The sequence below is a fragment of the Paenibacillus sp. cl141a genome (genome assembly GCF_900109305.1).
Classification (GTDB): domain Bacteria; phylum Bacillota; class Bacilli; order Paenibacillales; family Paenibacillaceae; genus Paenibacillus_AQ; species Paenibacillus_AQ lautus_A.
Genome location: NZ_FNZO01000016.1, coordinates 34,474 through 55,319 on the forward strand (window position 1 = coordinate 34,474; position 20,846 = coordinate 55,319).

At 49.2% G+C, this 20,846-nt stretch carries 15 protein-coding genes and 1 pseudogene; 2 read left to right on the top strand and 14 right to left on the bottom strand.

The window, feature by feature from the left end; all coding sequences use genetic code 11:
* Nucleotides 1-21: 21 nt before the first annotated feature.
* The 4 genes from BMX45_RS28610 to BMX45_RS28625 form a co-directional block, all read right to left on the bottom strand.
* A complete protein-coding gene (locus BMX45_RS28610) occupies nt 22-918 on the bottom strand; it encodes a carbohydrate ABC transporter permease (RefSeq protein WP_090913960.1) in 897 nt (298 codons plus the stop codon).
* A 34-nt stretch (nt 919-952) separates the two neighbouring features.
* Nucleotides 953-1,912, bottom strand: coding sequence for an ABC transporter permease (locus tag BMX45_RS28615; protein ID WP_015734981.1), 960 nt, complete (start codon nt 1,910-1,912; stop codon nt 953-955).
* A 427-nt stretch (nt 1,913-2,339) separates the two neighbouring features.
* Entirely contained in the window at nt 2,340-5,579 is a 3,240-nt protein-coding gene (locus tag BMX45_RS28620; protein ID WP_090913963.1) for an FIMAH domain-containing protein, read from the bottom strand.
* Nucleotides 5,580-6,184: 605 nt separating this feature from the next.
* The gene (locus BMX45_RS28625; protein ID WP_090913965.1) at nt 6,185-6,991 is read right to left on the bottom strand and encodes a helix-turn-helix domain-containing protein; all 807 of its coding nucleotides are present in this window, start codon (nt 6,989-6,991) and stop codon (nt 6,185-6,187) included.
* 133 nt (nt 6,992-7,124) lie between these two features.
* Between BMX45_RS28625 and BMX45_RS28630 the strand changes: the two genes are divergently transcribed.
* On the top strand, nt 7,125-7,931 hold the full coding sequence (locus BMX45_RS28630) for a phytanoyl-CoA dioxygenase family protein (protein ID WP_090913967.1): 807 nt from the start codon (nt 7,125-7,127) through the stop codon (nt 7,929-7,931).
* An 82-nt stretch (nt 7,932-8,013) separates the two neighbouring features.
* Here BMX45_RS28630 and BMX45_RS28635 read toward each other — a convergent pair whose 3' ends face one another.
* On the bottom strand, nt 8,014-8,574 hold the full coding sequence (locus tag BMX45_RS28635; protein WP_254778338.1) for a dihydrofolate reductase family protein: 561 nt from the start codon (nt 8,572-8,574) through the stop codon (nt 8,014-8,016).
* A gap of 338 nt (nt 8,575-8,912) precedes the next feature.
* Between BMX45_RS28635 and BMX45_RS28640 the strand changes: the two genes are divergently transcribed.
* Nucleotides 8,913-9,320, top strand: coding sequence for a hypothetical protein (locus BMX45_RS28640; RefSeq protein ID WP_090913972.1), 408 nt, complete (start codon nt 8,913-8,915; stop codon nt 9,318-9,320).
* A gap of 172 nt (nt 9,321-9,492) precedes the next feature.
* Here the strand turns inward: BMX45_RS28640 and BMX45_RS28645 are convergent.
* The 9 genes and pseudogenes from BMX45_RS28645 to BMX45_RS28690 form a co-directional block, all read right to left on the bottom strand.
* Nucleotides 9,493-9,840, bottom strand: a pseudogene (locus tag BMX45_RS28645) (spore germination protein); the annotation flags it as partial.
* A gap of 512 nt (nt 9,841-10,352) precedes the next feature.
* Nucleotides 10,353-10,868: a DUF3189 family protein gene (locus BMX45_RS28655; RefSeq protein WP_090913974.1), complete on the bottom strand. Its 516-nt coding sequence runs from the start codon at nt 10,866-10,868 to the stop codon at nt 10,353-10,355.
* A 170-nt stretch (nt 10,869-11,038) separates the two neighbouring features.
* Complete coding sequence (locus tag BMX45_RS28660; RefSeq protein ID WP_090913976.1) at nt 11,039-12,121, bottom strand: Gfo/Idh/MocA family protein; 1,083 nt, start codon at nt 12,119-12,121, stop codon at nt 11,039-11,041.
* 538 nt (nt 12,122-12,659) lie between these two features.
* On the bottom strand, nt 12,660-13,442 hold the full coding sequence (locus BMX45_RS28665; RefSeq protein ID WP_090913978.1) for an SDR family NAD(P)-dependent oxidoreductase: 783 nt from the start codon (nt 13,440-13,442) through the stop codon (nt 12,660-12,662).
* A 181-nt stretch (nt 13,443-13,623) separates the two neighbouring features.
* Nucleotides 13,624-14,361, bottom strand: coding sequence for a trehalose operon repressor (gene treR, locus BMX45_RS28670; protein WP_090913980.1), 738 nt, complete (start codon nt 14,359-14,361; stop codon nt 13,624-13,626).
* A 64-nt stretch (nt 14,362-14,425) separates the two neighbouring features.
* The gene (treP, locus tag BMX45_RS28675) at nt 14,426-16,462 is read right to left on the bottom strand and encodes a PTS system trehalose-specific EIIBC component (RefSeq protein ID WP_090913982.1); all 2,037 of its coding nucleotides are present in this window, start codon (nt 16,460-16,462) and stop codon (nt 14,426-14,428) included.
* 26 nt (nt 16,463-16,488) lie between these two features.
* Nucleotides 16,489-18,204: an alpha,alpha-phosphotrehalase gene (gene treC / locus BMX45_RS28680; protein WP_090913985.1), complete on the bottom strand. Its 1,716-nt coding sequence runs from the start codon at nt 18,202-18,204 to the stop codon at nt 16,489-16,491.
* Between the two features lie 356 nt (nt 18,205-18,560).
* Complete coding sequence (locus BMX45_RS28685; protein WP_090914074.1) at nt 18,561-19,148, bottom strand: DUF4253 domain-containing protein; 588 nt, start codon at nt 19,146-19,148, stop codon at nt 18,561-18,563.
* A gap of 188 nt (nt 19,149-19,336) precedes the next feature.
* Nucleotides 19,337-20,818 carry an S-layer homology domain-containing protein gene (locus BMX45_RS28690; protein ID WP_090913987.1) on the bottom strand — a complete coding sequence of 494 codons (1,482 nt, stop codon included), beginning with the start codon at nt 20,816-20,818 and terminating at the stop codon, nt 19,337-19,339.
* Nucleotides 20,819-20,846: the final 28 nt, after the last annotated feature.

Here is a 20,846-nt window from a genome sequence, read left to right on the forward strand (position 1 = left end):
ATTGACCGCTCCTATATCGGCTTACCCTTTGATAGCTCCCACCATGATGCCTTTCTCAAAGAATCGCGACAGCAGCGGATACAATAGCAGCAGCGGCAGCGCGGATAATACGACGATCGCATATTTCAAGCCTTCCTTAACCATCATCTGATCCGCGTATTCGGCGCCGACCGAAATTCCGGCCATTTCCTTGAAGTCGTTCTGCACCAGGATTTCTCTTAATATCAGCTGCAGCGGGAATTTCTCCCGGTCCGTCAAATAAATCATAGCGTCAAAATACGAGTTCCAGTGGCCCACTCCATAGAACAGGATCATTACGGCAATGATCGGCATGGACAAAGGCAGCACGATTCGGAACAGCATATGGTAATCGTTGCAGCCGTCGACGTAGGCGCTCTCTTCCAGTTCCACCGGAATCCGGGTCTGAAAATAGGTTCTCATAATAATCATGTTGTAGGCGCTGATCGCACCGGGCAGCACCAATGCCCACATCGTATTCAGTAATCCAAGCTCCTTGTTCACTAAGTACAGAGGAATCAGCCCGCCGCTGAAAAACATCGTAAAAGCAAACAGCAGCGTGAATAGCCCCTTGCCATAAAAGCGCTTTCGGGATAACGGGTACGCACCGAATACCGTCATCATGATATTGATCGCGGTACCCATGAGAGCGTAAAGCAGCGTATTGGCATACCCGCTCCATATTTCGCTGTTCTCGAATACTTTGGCATAGCTGTCCAGGTTGAAGCCTGCCGGAAAGAGCAGCAGCGGCTTGTCCCATATTTGGCGCGGATCGGAGAATGACGCAAACAGAACAAAAATGAGCGGGTACAAAATGACGATGGTCACGAGAATTGACATCACTAGTATTATGATATCGGCCAGTTTTTCTCCTGGCGTTCGTTTAATGTTCAGCAGCACTTCTTAGGTTCCCTCCCTATTCCTGCATCGACGGTTACCATAAGCTGGTCTCCCCCGCCTTGCGCGCAACCGCGTTAACGATGATCAGGATGATAAAATTGATCACATTGTTGAACAGGCCGACTGCCGCCGAAAAGCTGTACTGGGTGTTAAGCAGTCCGCTCTTGTACATGTAAGTGGAGATCACCTCGGAGGTTTCCAGGTTCATCGCGTTTTGCATCAACAGGATTTTCTCGAAGCCGACACTCATGATGCCGCCTGCACTCAAGATTGACAGGATGACGATCGTCGGGACGATGCCGGGAATCGTAATATGCCAAATTCGGCGAAATTTACTGGCCCCGTCCATATAGGCCGCTTCGTACAGGTCCGGCGAGATGCCCGAGATGGCTGCACTGTAGATGAGCGAAGACCAGCCGACTCCCTGCCATACGCCCGACCAGACATAGAGATGCCAGAATTTAGACGGCTCTGCCAAATAATCGACCGGTTCCTTCCCCAAGGAGACTAGGATGGAGTTAAAGACGCCATTCGTAGGCGAGATGAAAAAAAACAGGATACCGACTGCAACGACGACCGAAATAAAGTGAGGTGCATAGGATATGCTTTGAGCGAATGAGCGGAATTTGCGATTCCGAATCTCGTTGAACAAAAGAGCCAGCAGGATTGGCGCGGGAATGCCGACCAGCAGTCCGTATAAACTGATCCCGATCGTATTTTTCAGAATCGTCCAAAAATAATAGGCGTCAAACAGCCGCTCGAAATGTTCGAACCCGACCCATGGGCTGTTCCAGATGCCAAGCCCGGGCATAAAATCCTTGAAAGCGATTTGTACGCCGTACATCGGCCAATAATGCCAGATCAAAAAGTAAAGCACTGCCGGGGAAATGATGATATACAGCCCGATATTTCGCTTTAGCTGCCTCTTAACATGCGTCCACCGGGTGGGTTTGGGAGCGGGCTGTGGGGATGCCGAGTTTAATCGGGCGTCCATGCTTAATCATGACCTCCTTTATCTAATCGAATAGCGTGTAGCAGAAGTCTGAGCTGTGCGAGATCATCAGCAATATCTGCTTGGTACAGTAATATGACACCCCCTTCTATTTACTTGTACTAATATTTGTTATGTAATTCATAATTTGTTATAACACATTTTAGTGAGGTTTTATTTTCCAGTCAATATGACATTGAATAATTGCTACTTTAGTTGTATAAACGCGGAATTGTTATGACAAATTTCGACGGTTGCAGCCTTATTAACATCGTCCTACGTGCCGTAGGTTGTCGAAGGTACCTCGCAAGGGAGGGTCGGTATCATTCCGAAAAAAAGAAACAGCCGCGTGGTTTACGCGGCTGTTTCCTTTATTAAACGAGCGTTTAGAAACGCACGGTCGATGTTCATTCCCTTGCTCTAAGCCTGCTTATAAATATGCTGCCAGCTTTGCAAGCACATCCGCCTGTTCATCCGTCAATTTATTGCCGGATTGCGCCCTGACCTGATTGGTAAAAGCGTTCAGCTTGCCTTGCTTAGCAGAGTCGTTGCCTCGATCCTCCGCCTCTTTGGCGCCTTGCAGCTTCGTAGACAGCGATTGTGCGAGTCCCTGATCGCTTCCTGCGAAACGCTCTACCAGCCCGATCAAGCTGTCATAGGTCACGGCTACCTCAAATCGAAAGACGGATTCCGTTTTATTTCCGGCCAGATCGACTGCCGTTACGGATATTTCATGGGAGCCCGGTTCGAAGGAATAGGCAGGACGTTCGAGCAGCGGAAGAGAACAAGGATTGTCAGCTAACCCTGACAGACTGTCGACGGCACTGCACGAAACGTATACGGAGTCGGTTACCGTGTACGTACGCTCACCGGTGAATTCAACGACAGGAGCCGTCTTGTCGATCTTCACGTTTAGCGTTCCAGGTGCCTCGGATACGCCTGAGAAGTTGGTGGCGGAATAGGTAACCGTCGTGACGCCTTCCTCAGTGATTTGAAGCTGAGCCGTACTCCCTTTTACCGCGGTCTTCTCTATCGGCTGCGCGCCTTCCGCATCATATGCAATAGAGTAGGCGCGGTCGGACGAGATGGACAAGGACACATCGGCATTCACCCAGCCGTTCTCGTTGGGAGAAGGCGTTAGGCTAACCGTCGTGACGGGCGGAACACTGTCTTTTACGGTCACAAAGAAATCGTCATAATAGGCCGTTGCCACATTGTATCTGGAAGTTACCGCAATCAGTTTCGCATAAGCTGCATTAGCCGGAGCCTTCCCTCTGAGCGTCACTTTCTGCCATTGAGCCAATCTCGATTCATCCAAATGGGTTTCCAGTGTGGAAATCGTGGCGTTATTGCTGTCAAAGAATCGGAACATAAAGCCCGGCTGGCCCGATTCAATATAGAGATTCATGCCTGCCGTATATTCCTCTCCCGGGACGACGGGAATCGCATCGCTTTGGACGGCAACGGATGCTGTTCTCAGCGTGTCCGTAATCTTCAAACTGTGCGTTCCCGTGAAACTGCGTTCCGTGCTGAGATCATAACGATAACCGTTGCCTGGAGCGAATAATTGACTCCATCCCTTCATTCCCTCTTCGAATCCAGGATTGGTGACGGGAACAGCCGTATGCGGCGGTTCTTCCACGACTTCTCCGTCAACTTCCATCCGATACAGAATCGTATTGGTCTGCATGTCTGTGAAATAGAGATTCCCGTCGGCATGTAAATCGAATCTGGAGGTGTCGGCCAATGTCCGATGCTCCAGCGTTTCAGGGTCAATGACCGTCAGTTTGTTGTTGAACAGCACGTAAAGCAGACCATCCTCCGACCAGCGGAGCGGATGATGCGCCCATTGGCTGAAATTCAAGCTTGGATACACTTTTTTGCTCTTCACGACTTCATACGTATCGGGGTCGATCGCAAAAATATACTCATAAGATGCTCCCCAGATCAAACCGTCCGGACCGGCCGATAGATCTCCGATGAATATCGGTTTATCCAGTCCCGGAACCCGGAGCGGAAACTCGGTGATTTTTTGCTGCGTCTCTTCATCCCAAACAAAAATCTTCGCTTCCGCTTCCGTCGGCTCGGAGCCCAGTCCGCCCCGAATCGTGGTGGAACCGAACACCTTGCCGTCATGAACCGTCGTGCTGAGCACGCTCTGATTCTGGACGACGTTGCGATGAACGTTGATTTCTCCGGTGGCGGTATCATATACGGTCAACGAACCGCCCAAAGTGCCGTAACCGGAAATCGTCGAAATGTAGAGCTTGCCTTTGGAACTGGAGATATCAACCAGCCTCTCCTGATCGTTGCCCAGAACGGCCAGTCTCTTCGGATTGTTCATTCCAGGCTCCGTCGATAAATCGAACTCGTACAGTCCGCCCTCCGGGTACACGCCCATATAGACTTTATTGCCTACGGCATGAACGCTATCCGCTTGGCCGATGCTGAACGGCGTTGAAGTGTTATTGGTCAGATCGACGAGCGAGGAACGGGCCTGCGAGCCGGTGGTGATCAAGTGAGTGTCCGATACGCTTTTCAACCGGTTGACAACGCCGGGCAGACCCGGGATGACCGGCGGCATCAGGTGCACCTGCTTGGTTTCGATGTTCATGATCGTAACCCCGCCGTCATAACGGACGGTCACCAGATTTTTGCCCGGGTATTCCGGATTATTGGGAAATTCCACCCAATCTACTCCCCGAAATCCGCTGTTGTACTCCATGCCGGTCAATTCGACCTCATGCGTGGCAAGATTAAACGTTTTCAACTTCTTGTCGGACATGTAATACAGTTTTCCGTCAAGCGAGTCCGTCGCGTGCAGCCCCGTTACGTTCTCCAGCACAACATCCAGCCAGCTTTCCGTCTGCGTATCGTAGATAAACGCCTCTCCAGGAATGCCGCTTCCGTCCGTATATCGGGCAAACAAATAACGGTTATCAATCGTGCTCAGGTCATACACGGTGTCTTCCTTAACCGGCAGGGAAGCCGCGATATTTGTCTTCTCACCGGTCGCTAAATTCACGCGTACGATCTGCTTATGCGCGGTGCCGGCATATATATTGCCGCCCTGGTAAGCAATGGAGCGCACATATTCCTGGTCAAGCGACCCGATGACGCGGCCGTAATCTTTGGTTTGCTTCGTAGCCGGGTCGTATTGGTACACTTTGCCGCCGGGATAGGTTCCGACATACACACGGCCCTGCTCATCCGTGGTGATGCTGTTCGGAACCGACTGGCCATCGAACTGTGCAACTTGCACAGGGACATGAGTAACCGGTGAGTAACTCCACAGCCTCGCTCCGCCGCCGTCGGCCGCAAGGAACAATGTTCCGTCCGGTGCCGTTGTATGTGCCCATGAGCTTTCGGAGGGTCCGATCGGAATGCTCCTCAGCAGTTGATAATCCTCCAGATCGATCACGTTAAGATGCCCCGGCTTTCCTTTACTGGTCGCATAAAGGACGTTGCGGCCCTCTTCCTTGCCCGTGGTACCGTTGAACACGGCCACCGTATAGTTGTTAGGGACCAGAATTTCTTCAGGTGTTCCGTATGTTTTCTGAGCAAGCCTGCTCTCCCCGGAAGCAGCGGCGAGACCGCCGCCCGAACAAACCAATAACAGACACAATGCCAGCATAAATACCTGGTACTTGCCGCTTTTTGCAAATCTCATAAATGACCTCCTTAGATTTCGGTGTTGACTATCCCGAAAGAGCGCTCTAATAGCTATGAACGAATCCGGCAGGCATTCAGCCTCTGTTTTTTAGTAAACTGAACCTCCTTTGGTCATGATTAGACGCACCCGCTCTGGTGGAATATGGAAGACTAGCGGAACCGTCTGGCCGTATATTAGGCAAATACCGGGATGGTGTCAATCCATAACGATCATGCTATATTCCTCTTGTCCCTTTATTCGACAATGTGGATATTTCAAAAGAAACAGAAGCATCACAGCGGAAAAGTTGTTATTTCTAGCAGTTAACCAAGCTCGATTCTGTCACATAGTTAAGGTTAAACGACAAAAAAGCCGCATCATAAGCGGCCTCGCATAGGCAGCAAGGTACCGTCATACGGATGGTATCTTGCTCAATTTAATAAGCTCTTTATGAATTTCTACAATTGGGATCATAGCGAAATGGCTGAGAAACCGAAGAAATCTCAAATGCGGGAATAGAAAAATAAAAGACTGCCCTTCAGCAGTCCTTCCTGTCATTTCGTATGTTACTCTGATATGGCTGCACCGTCTTCAGTCAGGCATCGAATGTAAACCCGGCCCATTCATGGATGCCTGCATGCCTGGCGGTACTGCCTCGGCGAAACCCCGAACTGCTTGCGAAACTGATCGGCAAAATGATTGTAACTGTTAAACCCTACGTCGTGGGCGGCTTCATTCGCCGTACGGCCCGAATGGCTCATCAATAAAGCGGCATGGCGAACCCTCATCTGGTTCAGATGCTCCAAAATCGTGGATCCCGTTTGCTGTTTGAACAAGTGCGCCAGCCTGGATCCCGAAATTCCGATCTCTCGGGATAAGGCATCAATTTTGACGTCTTCTTTTAACGAACGGGATAACAACCCAAGCGCTTGCTCGACTCTGGGATCGAGCCTCTTGTTCATCCGCTGTGCAAGCAGAAGCAAAATCTCACGCAGGGCGTTCTCGCACAGAGCTTCCCACAGTTCTAACCGGTCCAGCGAATCTTGCAGCACATTACGAAAGGCCAGCTCGACACGGCCTCGGACACGTTCATCAGGCAAGGTTTCGACCAGAAACTCCTCGTTCGGCAGCATCCCGTTTTCCGGAAGCCCGGGATAATGGATCCAAAGAAAGTTCCAATGTGTCCCCTGCACGGTACCGTATTCATGGGCGATGTTGGCGCGCAGCAGGCCGAGCTGCCCGGATCCGCAGCGTTTCTCCCCGGCAGGCGTGCGGAAATAGCCCTCACCCTGCAGCGTGTAAACAAGCAGCCAGTCCTGCATTCCGTTAGGACGAAGCAGGCGATAAGAATCGTCTTGCTCGAAATGATCGCCGAATATGGTTCCGGTGCTTTCTAAAGATATGGCATGCCTATCAGCTGGCGTTCTCAAGCGATCTCTCCTCCTCTGTACCCCGAATAGCAGAATTCCGGTAATATTAAGCAGAAATCATACTTCCTCTCAAGTTAAGCAGACCTTATTCTATTGTCAACAGGAAAACCATTAATTTACGGGAGGAATTGCTATGAGAGAGAAGTTACACGTATTGACGGAAGAACAGCTGCACAAATTCGAAACGGAGGGATTTTTAATTGTAAAAGGTCTCTTCCGCGAGGAGGAGCTGTCGGAGATCGAAGCAACGTTCGAGGAGATCAGCCACACGACCGTGCCCGGCCACTTTGAACCTGTGCTGGACGATGAAACCGTTGAGCCGCTCAAACGTTATCCCCGCGTTATGCATCCGCACCGCTTTCATGCAACCGCGAAGAAATACATGCTGCATAAACCGGTCATGCAGGTATTGGCCGATTTGTACGGGGAACCGGCGCTCGCCGCCCAAAGCATGTTCTATTACAAACCTCCAGGCTCCCGCGGCCAAGCGCTGCATCAGGACAACTTCTACCTGCAGGTGGAGCCGGGCAATTGCATTGCCGCATGGACCGCAATCGACGCGGCGGATGAAGAGAACGGCGGTTTGCTCGTCGTTCCGAAAACAAGCGATTATGACCTGGCATGCCCGGAGGAAGCCGATTCGAACGAGTCGTTTACCACTCATTTTGTGAAGCCCCCCAAGGATAGAAAGGTCCTCCCCGCGATCATGGACAAAGGGGACGTCCTGTTCTTTAACGGCAACCTGATCCACGGCTCCTACCGCAACAAATCCAACCGGTTCCGCCGCGCCTTCATCTGCCATTACGCCAACGCGTCGGCTACCAAAATCGGTGCATTTTATCGGCCATTGTTCCGGGAAGACGGCACGGAGATCAACCTTGACGTCAATCCGAATGGCGGTCCGTGCGGCATCGAATTCGATACGGCTTATCCCCATTGAAATAAAGGCGGCCAGCGTACATCTTAGGGACGCTGGCCGCACTGGTTTCCTCGAATAGAAGACCTCTTCTCATAGCAATGCCCTATTTACTGTAGTACAGTCCAAGTACACCGTTGCTATAGGTTTTACTGCTGGTAAGGTTCATAGTGAATCGTTTATTTGCAAGCGCAAACAACCGTTCCCCCTGTGAAGCGATTACCGGATGTATAAATAACCACAGATCATCAAATAAATCATGTTGGATAAATAATTGCCACGTTCTTACTCCACTCTCTACAGAGATATTTCCTTCTCTATTTTTGAGCATTTCGATTTGATGAGCCATGGAATTTTCACCGTTTACTAGAATTTGCTGAGAGTTTTTCCAAGTTACATCCATTTTCGAGCTGGAAATCACAAATTTGGGGATGGCGTTTATGCGCATGGCTATAGCTCGTTCAAGGTCGTCGGCAGATGAATTCTCAGCATTTTGCCAATGCTGTGCTAATGATGAATACGAATTGCTGCCTATAATAATCGTGTCTATAGTATTATAGTACTCTAAATAATCTTCAAAGATTTCCTCATTTAATGTCATCCATTGATCTTCATTGGATACAATGCCGTCCATCGTAGTCTGCATAGTCAGAATGATTCTACCCATCATTAAGTCCTCCTCGATTCACATATTGAGCATGCACACTGATTTTATCGTACTCAACTATCCATGATTTCTTCTTAATTGCTGATTTCCACATCATTAAAAACAAATAAAACAAAAAACGCGATAATCGCGGTTTCTAGTGTGTATATGTTCTTGTCACTGGATATCACGCATCTGCTTCAACCGTCATTTAGCAATGGATCGGCGTTGCTCCCTCTATCGGTTATCAACGGATCTTTTCCGGTGTTTTCGCGCGTTCTAATACGTGTTGACAACGTGTTGACAACGTGTATATATTATGTGTACAATAGATTCACTACGTTAAGGAGGTTTTGCCCATGGATACCAATCTGCACATCCGTCTATCCAAAGACCTCAAGGAGAGCTTTCAAGAGATTGCAAAGGAGAATAACACAGACCCTTCAACTCTTGTTCGCGACTGGATCGGCAATTATGTAGTTGAGCATCGAGGAACAGATGAAGATACAGCTGCCGAGTTATACTTGGCAGGTTACCAATTACAGCAAGCACTTGGAGGAAGAGAACATGTCAGCAAGGAATTCGCCAAACAATTGCAGGAGTATTCCTTGACGAACCAGAAGGAGTTCACTCAATTGATCTTGACTACCTATATGGATCTGGATCTTACGATTCCTTCGTGTTTATCCAAGACTTATAAAGGTTACGCTTATTCTCAAATGTTTTTGTTGGGTTTAATCGGTGATAAGCCTAAGGATTTAGCATAAAGCGTTCGTTTATGAAGTCTGAGTGGCTTCATATATTAGTGCGCAAGAGAAAATCTACCCATTCCTGCCGGTTCAACATAAAAAAACCGTCTACAAATAGACGGATCGCGCAAGCCAAAGTATTTCCATTTCAATCACGTTTACAATGGATTATCAAACATACCACTTTGTCCTCCAACCGTTCAAGCGGATTTCGAGGACTTTTTATTTTTTTTAAACAGCCATTTCCGGAGTCCATTTTGATGTACATCATCGCGACATCGGTTTGCGTTACTCGGCCGATCTGCTTCGTTTCCATCCAAAGATTCGGATCCTTGATCTTTCGGCGAATCAAGGCCGTATTCGTTCGCAGTGCCTCCGAAAAGGACTCACGCGTGCCGCGGACGACATTTTCCGCCGACGTTTCCATGACCCCGCGGGCCTTCCATCCCCGTGTTCCAGCTGCGATACCTCGATCCAATCCATCTACCAGAAAAATGGTAGCATACCCGTACAGGCCAATAGAATTTTCGATAACCTCCACTCCCGCAGGAAAACGCAGCTAACCGAAAAATCGATTGATTTTGTTATTTAGGCAAAAAAAAGATGACATCCAGAAAGTCGATGGACTGGGATATCATCCTTTTCTTCGTCGCGCTATTTCATCATACGCTTCAGCTCTTTATACAACTTGTGATCAATATAATGAATCAGTTTAGTCAATCCATAGAAAATGATGACAATCATGGCGGTGACAACAGTCATTAGAACACTTGCACGAACGGATAAAGTTCTTCTGAAGAGCCCGATCATCATGAATATGAGATACGTCAAGATGACAAGGCATGTGCTGATCTTAAAAAGACGTTTAATCACCATCACTCACCCTTCATTTAGCGATGGAATCCAACCCGAATCGTTCTAAACATCCCAACAGGTTCGACAATCATTCGACAGACTCCTAGATTATACCAGAAAACGCATACTTGGCTAAAAAAAAGAAGATAAACCTGTTGATTCCCGGATTATCTTCACAGTACAGACTTCGAATAGCTATGCCGAATAATTTTTGTTCTCAATAACAATAACAGACTCCGTTCCGGACCTCGCAGCAGCGGTTTGTTTTGTATGTAGAACGAGTTCACGGATATTGGCGCAGCATTGCTTCGAACCTGCGACCAATAAAGGATCGCCGACAAAACCTAATTTTAATCCTCTGGACAAAAATCCCCCGATCGTCATGATCAATGGAACGGTAGGTGAAGTGTTGGAAAACACAATAGGCTCCGCGTTCTGATATTTGTCTTGAAGGATCAGACTCAAATTTTCTAGAGCTGGAATGACAACCTTGGATGAGCCCCTTCCAAGGGTGTACACCGGATTCCCGTTCTCATCCAACCCGTGAAAAACGAGTTTGCCCATGTCGGACCGATTTAGTTTATTGAAATAGTCAACCGCCAGAATTTCTTCGGTTGTGAGCTGCCGATTCGTAGGTAGTTTATTTAGATGATACGCGGCCGCCAGTGAGGTTGTGTGGGTTCCACCGTAATCATTATAAATAAATATCATTTCATGTACCCTGCCTTCATTATGTAATGAGCTTATTATTCCCGTTAATCTATATCTCATTCCCCCAAAATTACATATCAGTTATGCTAGATTCAGCATGTTTCGAAAATAATAAAAAAAAGCCCTGATCATCAGGGCTCCTTCATTATCGATCATAATATGAAATTATCTTAGTCCAGGTAAACGGCTTTGCCGAGTTTTGCGGATTCGTAGAGAGCTTCTAAAATGCGAGATACAACATAAGCTTGTTCCGGGGTTACGACAGGATCCTTATCCTGGTCGATAGCCTCGATCCATCTTCTCATCTCAACATCCGGAGCTTGCTCCTTCTTGCCGTCATAGAACGCAACCCCGCCGGAGTTCAATTCGATTTCGTTTGTATACAGGCGGCTGAATTTCTCGCCGTTGATGCGAAGACCGTTCTTCATATCGGCTCCGCCTTCCGAACCGCTCAGCGAGCATTTGGCTTCATCGACTTCAAGCGTATTGAGCGCCCAGCTGGATTCCAGCATAATGGTTGCGCCGTTCTCCATCACAATCATGCCGAAGGCGGAATCTTCCACCGTGAATTTTTCGGGATCCCAAGGTCCCCAAGCATTGGCCGCATTCTCCTTGCGGGACAGTTCATGGTATGTGGTACCGAGGACAATCTTCGGCTTGTAATTATCCATCATCCAGAGCGTCAGATCGAGCGCGTGCGTGCCGATGTCGATAAGCGGCCCGCCGCCTTGTTTTTCCTCATCCAAAAAGACGCCCCAAGTCGGAACCGCTCTTCTTCGTACGGCATGCGCTTTGGCAAAATAAATATTTCCGAGTTCACCGGCTTCGCATACCTGTTTCAGATAAAGGCTATCTTCGCGGAAACGGTTATTGTATCCAATCGTCAATTTCTTGCCTGTACGTTTCGCTGTTTCCATCATAAGCTTGGCATCGGCGGCCGTTTTGGCCATCGGCTTCTCGCACATCACATGTTTTCCTGCTTCTAGCGAAGCAATGGAAATCTCGGCATGCGAGTCATTAGGCGTCAGAACATGAATGATATCGATGCTTTGATCCTGCAACAGCTCTTTATAATCGCCATACACTTTTGCTTCCTCAATACCGTACTTGCTAGCCGCTGCTTCTGCCCGATCGATTACGATATCACAGAAAGCCACGAGCTCCACGTTTTTTAAACGGCTTAAGCTGGGAAGATGCTTCCCGTTTGCGATTCCGCCGCAGCCGATAATTCCAATACGATACACTTTAGACATGGATCATCACCATCACTTTTCGTCATTTTTTAAAATTTCATAATTTCTGCTTATTCGAAATGTCTTATAAAACAAGCAGATCGTTGTATGTAATTCTGTCACAACACCTCTACGAATCTCTGAATGGCACATCACGCTCAGCAAAGAGCGGCCGCCAGTCGGCATGTGGATAACCTTCATTCATCCGAAAGGTTGGTGTACGCACCACGTTTAGGGAAGTGGTCCTATGACTGCTCTATCCCTATGACGTCTTAGAAAAAAAGTAACAATAAGGGAAATCACTCCTTCCGGCAGCCCGTCATTTATTTTCCGAACATCCACATATAAGGTATCACATCTTACACATTTTTTTAGTCCAACTATGCGACAAAACATATATAAAATTACGACATCATCGCCATGTCTTCAAACAAGGGCCTGCCCGTTCCGAAGCACCATGGTTTACATAATATTCGTTATGAAAAAATTATAAATTTTACCAACAGGCATGAACCTCCATGCTCCAAATGCATATCCCCATCATTTAAATGCTGACCCCTTACAAAGCCGGAGCCGAACCGCCGTCGATATTGAGGGCAGTACCCGTTATGTAGGAGGCGGCATCGGACGCTAAAAATACGATGACTTTTGCCGCTTCCTCCGTATCGCCGATACGCCCGAGCGGGATGTTATGGCGCGGATCCCTGGCGTACTGGTCCCAGGTGAGTTCAGGTGATTCACGTTTCCAACGCGCCTCAAGCTGTGCACTCCGTATCGTTCCGATACATACGGTGTTTACCCGGATATGGTCTTTCGCCAAATCGTGACTCATCGCTTTGGTCATGGCTTGTCCCGCCGCGCGGCTGACGCTGCTTGGCATGGATGAAGCCGGCGGCGTTTTGGCCCAGGATGTCGTCACATTAATAATCGCGCCGCCGCCGGAATTCCGCAGATGAGGGACGGCCGCACGCGAAAAACGAATCGCGCCGAACAGCTTGAGATCCAGATCGGATGCCCATGATTCATCGTCGATCTGCTCAAACGGCTTCGCTGCTGCGGTTCCGGCGTTGTTCACCAGGATATCGAGCCGTCCGTAGCGGCTGAGCGTTTCGTTTACGGCTCGCATGCAATCCTCAGGTTTCGTAACATCCGCTGCGATGGTTAACGCTTCGGATTTCGATAGATGCCTGATATGATTCGCGGCAGCCCTTAACTGCTCCTCATCTCGTGCACATATGGCAACTTTCGCCCCTTCCAACGCAAACGTAACGGCGGTTTCAAGGCCAATCCCCCTGCTTCCCCCGGTAATCAACGCAACCTTTCCATGGAGTCCCAAATCCATGATCCATCAGCTCCTTTATCTGGATTGCTTGAATCTTTGCCTCTAAAGTACAGCTTCAACATCAACCTGGCGTTTTCCTCTTTGTTCCATCTATTACGCTGCTGATCTGCATGGGCTTTGCCATGAGCGACATGGGAAGCCAATAAAAAAAGCCGCGATAAACTCGCGGCTAACTTCACTTCTATTTGTCTCCAAAATCATGATTGGATTCCCTTCTTGCAAAATCCACAAACTGAAATTTATCCAATCGATGTCTGGATTCCGTATACTGGAAAAGCGTGGTATCTTCCAAGTGGACGTAACCTCGGACGACGACGACATGGGTATCGCTTCCAAGATCCATATAGGACTGGTCCATCGACGTAGCTCGTTCTACGGAAATGATTTTTTTCGAGTAACTGATCTTTAGATGGAGCTCCTGCTCCAAGTATTGATAGATGGAATCGCCCGTAATTTCTCTCGTTAAACCCGTCACGATGTCGGCAAGCAAATAATCCACATCGAGGATGATGCGCTCCCCTTCAATTTCCCTGGATCGGATCACCTTCCACACTAGCCGTTCCGGGCGGGTGTGCAGCTCCTTCGCGATGGCGTCCCCGGCCGGAACGCACTCCGTTTCATACACAATCGTACGGCTTTTCCGGCCAATCCGCTCCGCCATTTCCTTATAACTGACAAGCCCCGAAACCGGGAAATTCATTCTTCCGGTATCCAGCACAAACGAACCTTTGCCTTTCACCTTATGAATATAGCCGTTTTGGGCGAGTAGATTCAATCCTTTGCGGACCGTTTCCCTTGTAATTTGATAAGTTGCTGCCAGCTCGTTCTCCGAGGGCAGCTTGCTCCCGGGCTGCAAAGCGCCGGTTTCGATTTGGTCAGCATAGTCTTTATACAGCGTCCAATAAATGTTGTTCGTCATCCTTTATCACCATCAGCTATTGTACCATTTTCGGAGCAGTGATTACATGTTGCAAAGGAAGCCGTCAGCGTCCATTTCCGAGAGTCAGTTGAAGCACTCGCGTATCGCCAGGAAGCGCCTCGCCTTCAAACTCCGTAACGTTCTGAATGTGATCTTGCCCATCCGGAATTATGACCGGCGTAATGACCGGCAATCCGGCTTGCTGAATACGATCGATATCGAATTCAAGCAGCAGCTGCCCTTTCCTTATCTGCGCACCCGTTTCCACATGTGCCGTGAATCCTTCGCCTTTTAACGAAACGGTGTTGATTCCGACGTGAATCAGGATCTGGATTCCGTTCGTATCCGTCAAAATCATCGCATGTTTGCTCTTCTTGATGAGATGGGCGACTTGTCCGTCAAACGGAGCATACACTTTGCCTTCGGACGGGATGATGGCAATCCCCTGGCCCATTTGTTTATCGGCGAAGGCAGGGTCCGGTACCTCTGACAAGGGAACCACTTTCCCTTTGATCGGTGCCTTAACCTCTACTTCGCCTTGTTGCGTCGCTTCCACGGTTGAAGGGTTTGCTTGTTCCGTCGACGCGAACGACCCGGATTGAAGACTGCCGTTCGATTGCGTATTCACAGCTTGTGCTCTTCCATCTATGTCGGCAGCATTCCCATCCGCTGCAGCTGTATGTCGAGACTGCTTGGACAACTGGTAACGCCCAAACAGCAATGTCCCCGTGAACGGAACGACCAGAACAATCGCCATGCCAATGAAGAAGACGCCCCACTGGTTAGGGAAGATGGACAGGAATCCCGGAATCCCGCCCACGCCGATCGATGAAGCCAGAACGTTGTTCACGGCCAGCAGCACGCCCGCTATCCCGGAACCGATCATACCGAAGATAAACGGATATTTATGACGAACGTTGACCCCGAAGATGGCGGGTTCCGTTACCCCCAAGAAGGCGGAGATGGAAGATGTGACGGCAAGTCCTTTCGCCTTCTGTTCCTTCATGATAAACATCATGGCCAGCGCGGCGGCACCTTGAGCAATATTAGACAGCGCCAGCATCGGCCACAAGAACGTTCCGCCTTCGCTGCCGATGAGCTGAATGTCCACCGCAAGGAAGGTATGATGCATCCCCGTAATAACTAGGAGTGCATACAGTCCGCCATAGATCAGGCCGCCCAGAGCGGCAAAGGAATCAAAAATGCTGACGAGGCCTGAAGTAAGGACGTTGCCGATGGCAAACGTGATCGGCCCCACCAGAACGAACGCGAGGAACCCGGTCACCAACAGGGCAACGGGTGCCACGACAAGCAGCTTGATGGAATCGTGGACGCGTTTGTTCAGGAACTTCTCGATTTTGGCCAAAATATAAGCCGAGACAAGGACCGGCAGCACCTGGCCTTGATAACCGATTTTCTCCACTTCAAAGCCGAACAGGTTCCAAACCGGAACCGTGCCTTCAAGTTTGGCATCCGCATACTGGTAAGCGCTGAGCAGATCCGGGTTTACCAGGATCAGGCCCAGCACGATTCCAAGCAGCGGATTGCCTCCGAACTGACGTACCGCCGACCAGCCGATCAGGACAGGCAGGAAGGTAAAGGCAGTGCTTGCAATCAGATTGATGATCGAGGCTACGTCCGCCCATTCGGGATGGACTTGAATCAACGATTGTCCTTCATAGAATATGCCCGGTCCCGTAAGCAGATTGTTAATCCCTAACAATAAACCTGCCATGACGATCGCCGGCAGAATCGGTATGAAAATATCGGCAAGCGTTTTAATTGCACGCTGAAGCGGATTTTGCTTCTTGCTCGCAATGTTCTTCACTTCATCCTTCGATACTCTTGCACCGCCGGTGATATCCATCATTTCGTTGTAAACCTGGTCTACTAGACCCGGACCGATCACGACCTGAAATTGTCCCTGGGAAGAGAACTGCCCCTTCACCAGGTCGTTCTCGTCAAGTGCCCGGGAATCCACCTTGCTGTCGTCCACGAGGGCGAATCTTAATCGGGTTACGCAATGCGTAGCGGCTTCGATATTGTCTTTTCCGCCGACTGCTTCGACAATGCGTTCCACGTTTTTGCGATCAATGGCCATAGCTCTACGCTCCTGACATTATGAATTTAGTTGTTGTGAATAAGCCACATATAGGAAGCATACGGTCGTAGGGCAACTGTTGGCGTGAGCTTGGGTTCTTCCGTTGTGTTGCCGATTAACAGTTGAACCAATTGACTTTCGATTAGATGATCATGCATCTCCTCGGGAAGCTCGAACGATACGCCGCGGTCGCTGAAATTCGAAATGACAACAAGCGTCTGCTCCGTGTTCGTTCTTGCGTATGCATAAATTTCGGGATGCCCTTCATCCAGGCGAACATATTCACCGTCCGTCATCACCGGAAGGTTCTTACGCATTTCAATCAGTTTCCGGTAATGATGATAGATCGATTGCGGATTATCCACTTCGGATTGCGCATTGATCAGCTGATACCGCTCATCGAGCTTGATCCAGGGCGTCCCCGTCGTAAATCCCGCTTGATCGCCGCCATGCCAAGGCATGGGTAATCTGGAGTTGTCGCGCGAGCGCACCCTGACGATATGGGCAGCCTCCTCCGGCGTTTTTCCTTGCTCTTGGAGGATGGTATACATGTTTAGAGATTCAACATCCCTAAACTCGGATATGTCATTCCATTTCGGATCGGGCATGCCGATCTCCTCCCCCTGATACACATATGGCGTGCCCTGCAATCCGTGAAGCGTCGTAGCCAGCATTTTTGCGCTTTCCGAGCGGTATTCGCCATCATTGGTGAACCGGGTCAGCGCCCGCGGCTGATCATGGTTATTCCAGAAGAGGGCATTCCAGCCCCCGCCCTTCTGCATGCCGATCTGCCAATCGGAAAGCACCCGCTTCAATTCTTCGAAATCGTAAGGCTTAAGCTCCCACTTTTGCCCGTTCGGGTAGTCCACCTTCAAGTGGTGGAAGTTGAACGTCATGGAGAATTCGTTCTCCTTCGGGTTCGAGTAACGAATGCAATGCTCCAAGGTTGTGGAGGACATTTCTCCTACCGTGACGAGATTGTAAGGCTTGAACACTTTTTCGTTCAATTCCTTAATGTATTCATGCACGCGGGGGCCGTCCGTATAAAACCTGCGCCCGTCGCCCGGCGCCACGGAACCGTCATCATCGGGAAAAGCGGGATCCTTCGATATGAGATTGATGACATCCATCCGGAATCCGCTGACGCCTTTGTCCGCCCAGAACGTGAGAATGTCCACGACCTCCGCCCGGACCTTCTCGTTCTCCCAATTCAGATCGGCCTGCGTCTTGTCAAACAATGTCAAGTAATATTGCCTTGTTCCCTCGTCATACTGCCACGCCGGACCTCCAAACTTGGATTGCCAGTTATTCGGCGGGCCGCCGTCTTCCGCTGGATCCCGCCAGATGTAATAGTCGCGATACGGGTTATCGCGTGAGGAAATGGCTTCTTTAAACCATCGATGCTCGGTCGAAGAATGATTCACGACGATGTCGATCATCAAATGCATGTCTCTCTTTTTTAATTCGGCAACAAGTTCATCGAAATCGTCCATCGTTCCGTATGCAGGATCGATGCTGTTATAATCCGCGACGTCGTAACCGTTATCATTTTGCGGAGAAACATACACCGGCTGGAGCCACACAATGTCGATGCCAAGTCCCTTTATATAATCAAGCTTTTCCATGAGCCCGCGTATATCGCCGGTTCCCCGGCCGGTTGTATCGTTGAAGCTCTTCGGGTATACCTGATAAACCGTCGAAGTTCTCCACCAATCTTGAAATTGGGTTCCTGGGTTCTGCATGTAACTGGGTCCTCCTCGTCATCTTGTATATACAGGTTGCATATAGGAAAATCATATACATGTATATACAGGTTGTCAACCGTTTAACAATTAATACCCACTTCCCGGACGTTTCGACTACAAAAATAACAATTTAATTGGAATTTTCTTCTGAGTTCACGTAAAAAAGACTCCTTGAAGGAGTCTTTTTTTAACATAAGATTGTATGGATACCATCGTAAAGGTACTCTTTATGTCGTTCAGGCCGGGGAGGAATCAAATATAGGAGATGAGAAAGCTGCGAAATACCTTCGATTGCTTAAGAATAAATATCTCCCCTATCCGTGATAGCGTTTTCAAGAAATAACGACTCAAGTTTAATCCCACCAAAAATACCAGATATCGTGCTTCATTAAATAGTCTGCATAGTGTCCAAGCGTCGGAAACCCGTTCATGACATATTGGCAGAAAATAAAATGCTCCTTGGCGAGCCGCAATGCTTCTTCAAACGTTTGGGGTCGTTTTCCGGCCTGAAGAATCCAAGTATCTTCCGAAACGGCCACTATGTTAATCTGATACTTCTGCTGAAAATGCTTAAAAAACACCGACTGATGCTCGGGCAACGGACACTTGTTATAACCTCCCATCGGAACCCACAGCGGTGCTTCATATCCGGCTTCGGCCGGCAGCGTCAGCAGGATCACTTGCTCGTCCTCTTCCACCTTTCCCTGTACCCATGTCGTATTCCAGTCAAAGGGTTCGGTATCCGATTCGCCAAACTCTTCGTTAAGCATTTCGCTGCCTTCCCATAGCAATGAATAAGAACGATATAATTCCTCAAAGCTCTTGCCTTCTATTTCTTCCGGTTCCAGCGCAATATCCGTATAGGATAATCGCGAAGCCACGATTTTTCCCAATACATCTTTCATGCTTAACCGCTGAACCTGCTCCAGCTCCTTGTTCACGTATTCAGAAAGGGTTTCTTCTTCGCAGATCTCCTCCATCATTTCCACCAGATTGACCAGTATAAGTTCTTACCCTTATTATTTAAAATAATAGAACCATTCGGATAGTCGCTTATAAACAAGTTCAAGAGGACGAGCTTTACGCTCGTCCTCTTGTATATGGACAGCCATGTCCATGCTGTAATGGATTAATTGACGGTCAGGGACGCATCGGTTTCTCCCGCCCACTCGCCTACAGGTTTGATGGTATACGTCGATCCCGGCTTCAATTTACTTTCCTGCTTCAAATCGAATATGCCTACGGCTCCTTTTCGGCTTGAATATTTATAGGTCGCCATGTGTTGATTGCCGTCAGCGTCGGTCAATTCCACGCTCCGGCCGGAGAACAGCTCATCCCCCGGATCCTCGGACAAGGTGATGGCAATGGAACTGTCGCTGACTGCCTCGGCTCCGATGATGTCCAGCGGAGCAAACGATCCTGCAACGAATGACGGGTTGGCAATCAGTGCCCAGTCCGAAGTAACCGTGTAGGTAACGCCCGGCGTCAACGTCTGGCCTTCCGGCAATCGGAATTTCGGCTCTTGCTTGCCGTCGGTGGATTGGGTGAAGGGTACGTATTTGGCCACGATAGGTTGTCCGCCTGCAGGCGTAATCGTAACTTCTCTGGCTTGACCAGAAGATATGATCTGATAGACCTTGCCATCGGCGCTGTTGTTCTCATCCAATACGAAGGCATTGGCGCCGCGGCCTCCGCTATAAGCAGAAATAACATAACCGTAGTCAACGACGCCATTCTTCTTGAGCGCCTCCAGTTCAAATGTATCCTGGGTGACCTGTCTAGCCTCGGTCATGTCCAGCTTCGTGCTGTTTCCTGTAAATGTACCTGCTGTTTTCCCTTTATAGGTCAGCGTATACGATGTACCCGGTTTTTGAACGGAAGTTGGAACGATATAGGTGGAAATAGAACCCGTCTTCAGACGCGGCATATTCGTTAGGGCAAGACCGTCGTTAAATTTAAAATCTTCTTTGGCTTTGGCAAACGTCTCATCGTCCGATGACAATGGAGCATCAAAGGTGACGATCAAGGTAATGGCATTCAGTGCGCGGACGCTCGTGATTTTTGCTTTTTCCGACGGAATTGCGTCATGTGCAATGCTTATCAAATAGGCAGCTTGACCTCGAGTGACATGGCCCTCCTCGGAATAAAAACGTTGCGCCCAGTAATCCACGGACTTCGCATCTCGTTTCAGAGCCTTGGACACCATCTGTACCAGTTCGGCGTGGGTAACGCTTCCCCGTGGATCAAAACGTCCGTCCGGTGCCTGCATAATATCTAGTGCTACCAGCTCAGTTGCGTACCGCTCATACCACGCGTTTGATTTCACATCTGTGAAGCTTGGCTCTGTCTCCCCTTTGCCTTCAAGTCCAAACGCAAGCACCAGCATTTTCGCCAGCTCCGCCCGTGTGATCGAACTTGTTATCCCCATCGTGCCGTCTTGGTAACCCTGCATCACGCGCAGCTGGGACAGCCCTTGAACGGCTTGCTCTATATCTTGGGCAGCGAGCGGCGCTTGAGCAGCATCAGCCTGCAGAACATGAAACGGAAGCGTCGCCGATCCCAGTGCAGCGGCCAGCATCATGACCGCCAGTTTATTCGAATACTTCTTCATAAGTAAGTCCTCCCTATCTTCGATGAAT

Bases quoted from the DNA above. Each gene is read 5' to 3' on its own strand.
- BMX45_RS28630 (WP_090913967.1), top strand. From the start codon at position 7,125: ATGAGAGAGAAGTTACACGTATTGACGGAAGAACAGCTGCACAAATTC.
- BMX45_RS28660 (WP_090913976.1), bottom strand. From the start codon at position 12,121: ATGTCTAAAGTGTATCGTATTGGAATTATCGGCTGCGGCGGAATCGCA.
- BMX45_RS28620 (WP_090913963.1), bottom strand. From the start codon at position 5,579: ATGAGATTTGCAAAAAGCGGCAAGTACCAGGTATTTATGCTGGCATTG.
- BMX45_RS28690 (WP_090913987.1), bottom strand. From the start codon at position 20,818: ATGAAGAAGTATTCGAATAAACTGGCGGTCATGATGCTGGCCGCTGCA.
- treC (WP_090913985.1), bottom strand. From the start codon at position 18,204: ATGCAGAACCCAGGAACCCAATTTCAAGATTGGTGGAGAACTTCGACG.
- BMX45_RS28635 (WP_254778338.1), bottom strand. From the start codon at position 8,574: ATGGGTAGAATCATTCTGACTATGCAGACTACGATGGACGGCATTGTA.
- treP (WP_090913982.1), bottom strand. From the start codon at position 16,462: ATGGCCATTGATCGCAAAAACGTGGAACGCATTGTCGAAGCAGTCGGC.
- treR (WP_090913980.1), bottom strand. From the start codon at position 14,361: ATGACGAACAACATTTATTGGACGCTGTATAAAGACTATGCTGACCAA.
- BMX45_RS28640 (WP_090913972.1), top strand. From the start codon at position 8,913: ATGGATACCAATCTGCACATCCGTCTATCCAAAGACCTCAAGGAGAGC.
- BMX45_RS28615 (WP_015734981.1), bottom strand. From the start codon at position 1,912: ATGGACGCCCGATTAAACTCGGCATCCCCACAGCCCGCTCCCAAACCC.
- BMX45_RS28665 (WP_090913978.1), bottom strand. From the start codon at position 13,442: ATGGATTTGGGACTCCATGGAAAGGTTGCGTTGATTACCGGGGGAAGC.
- BMX45_RS28655 (WP_090913974.1), bottom strand. From the start codon at position 10,868: ATGATATTTATTTATAATGATTACGGTGGAACCCACACAACCTCACTG.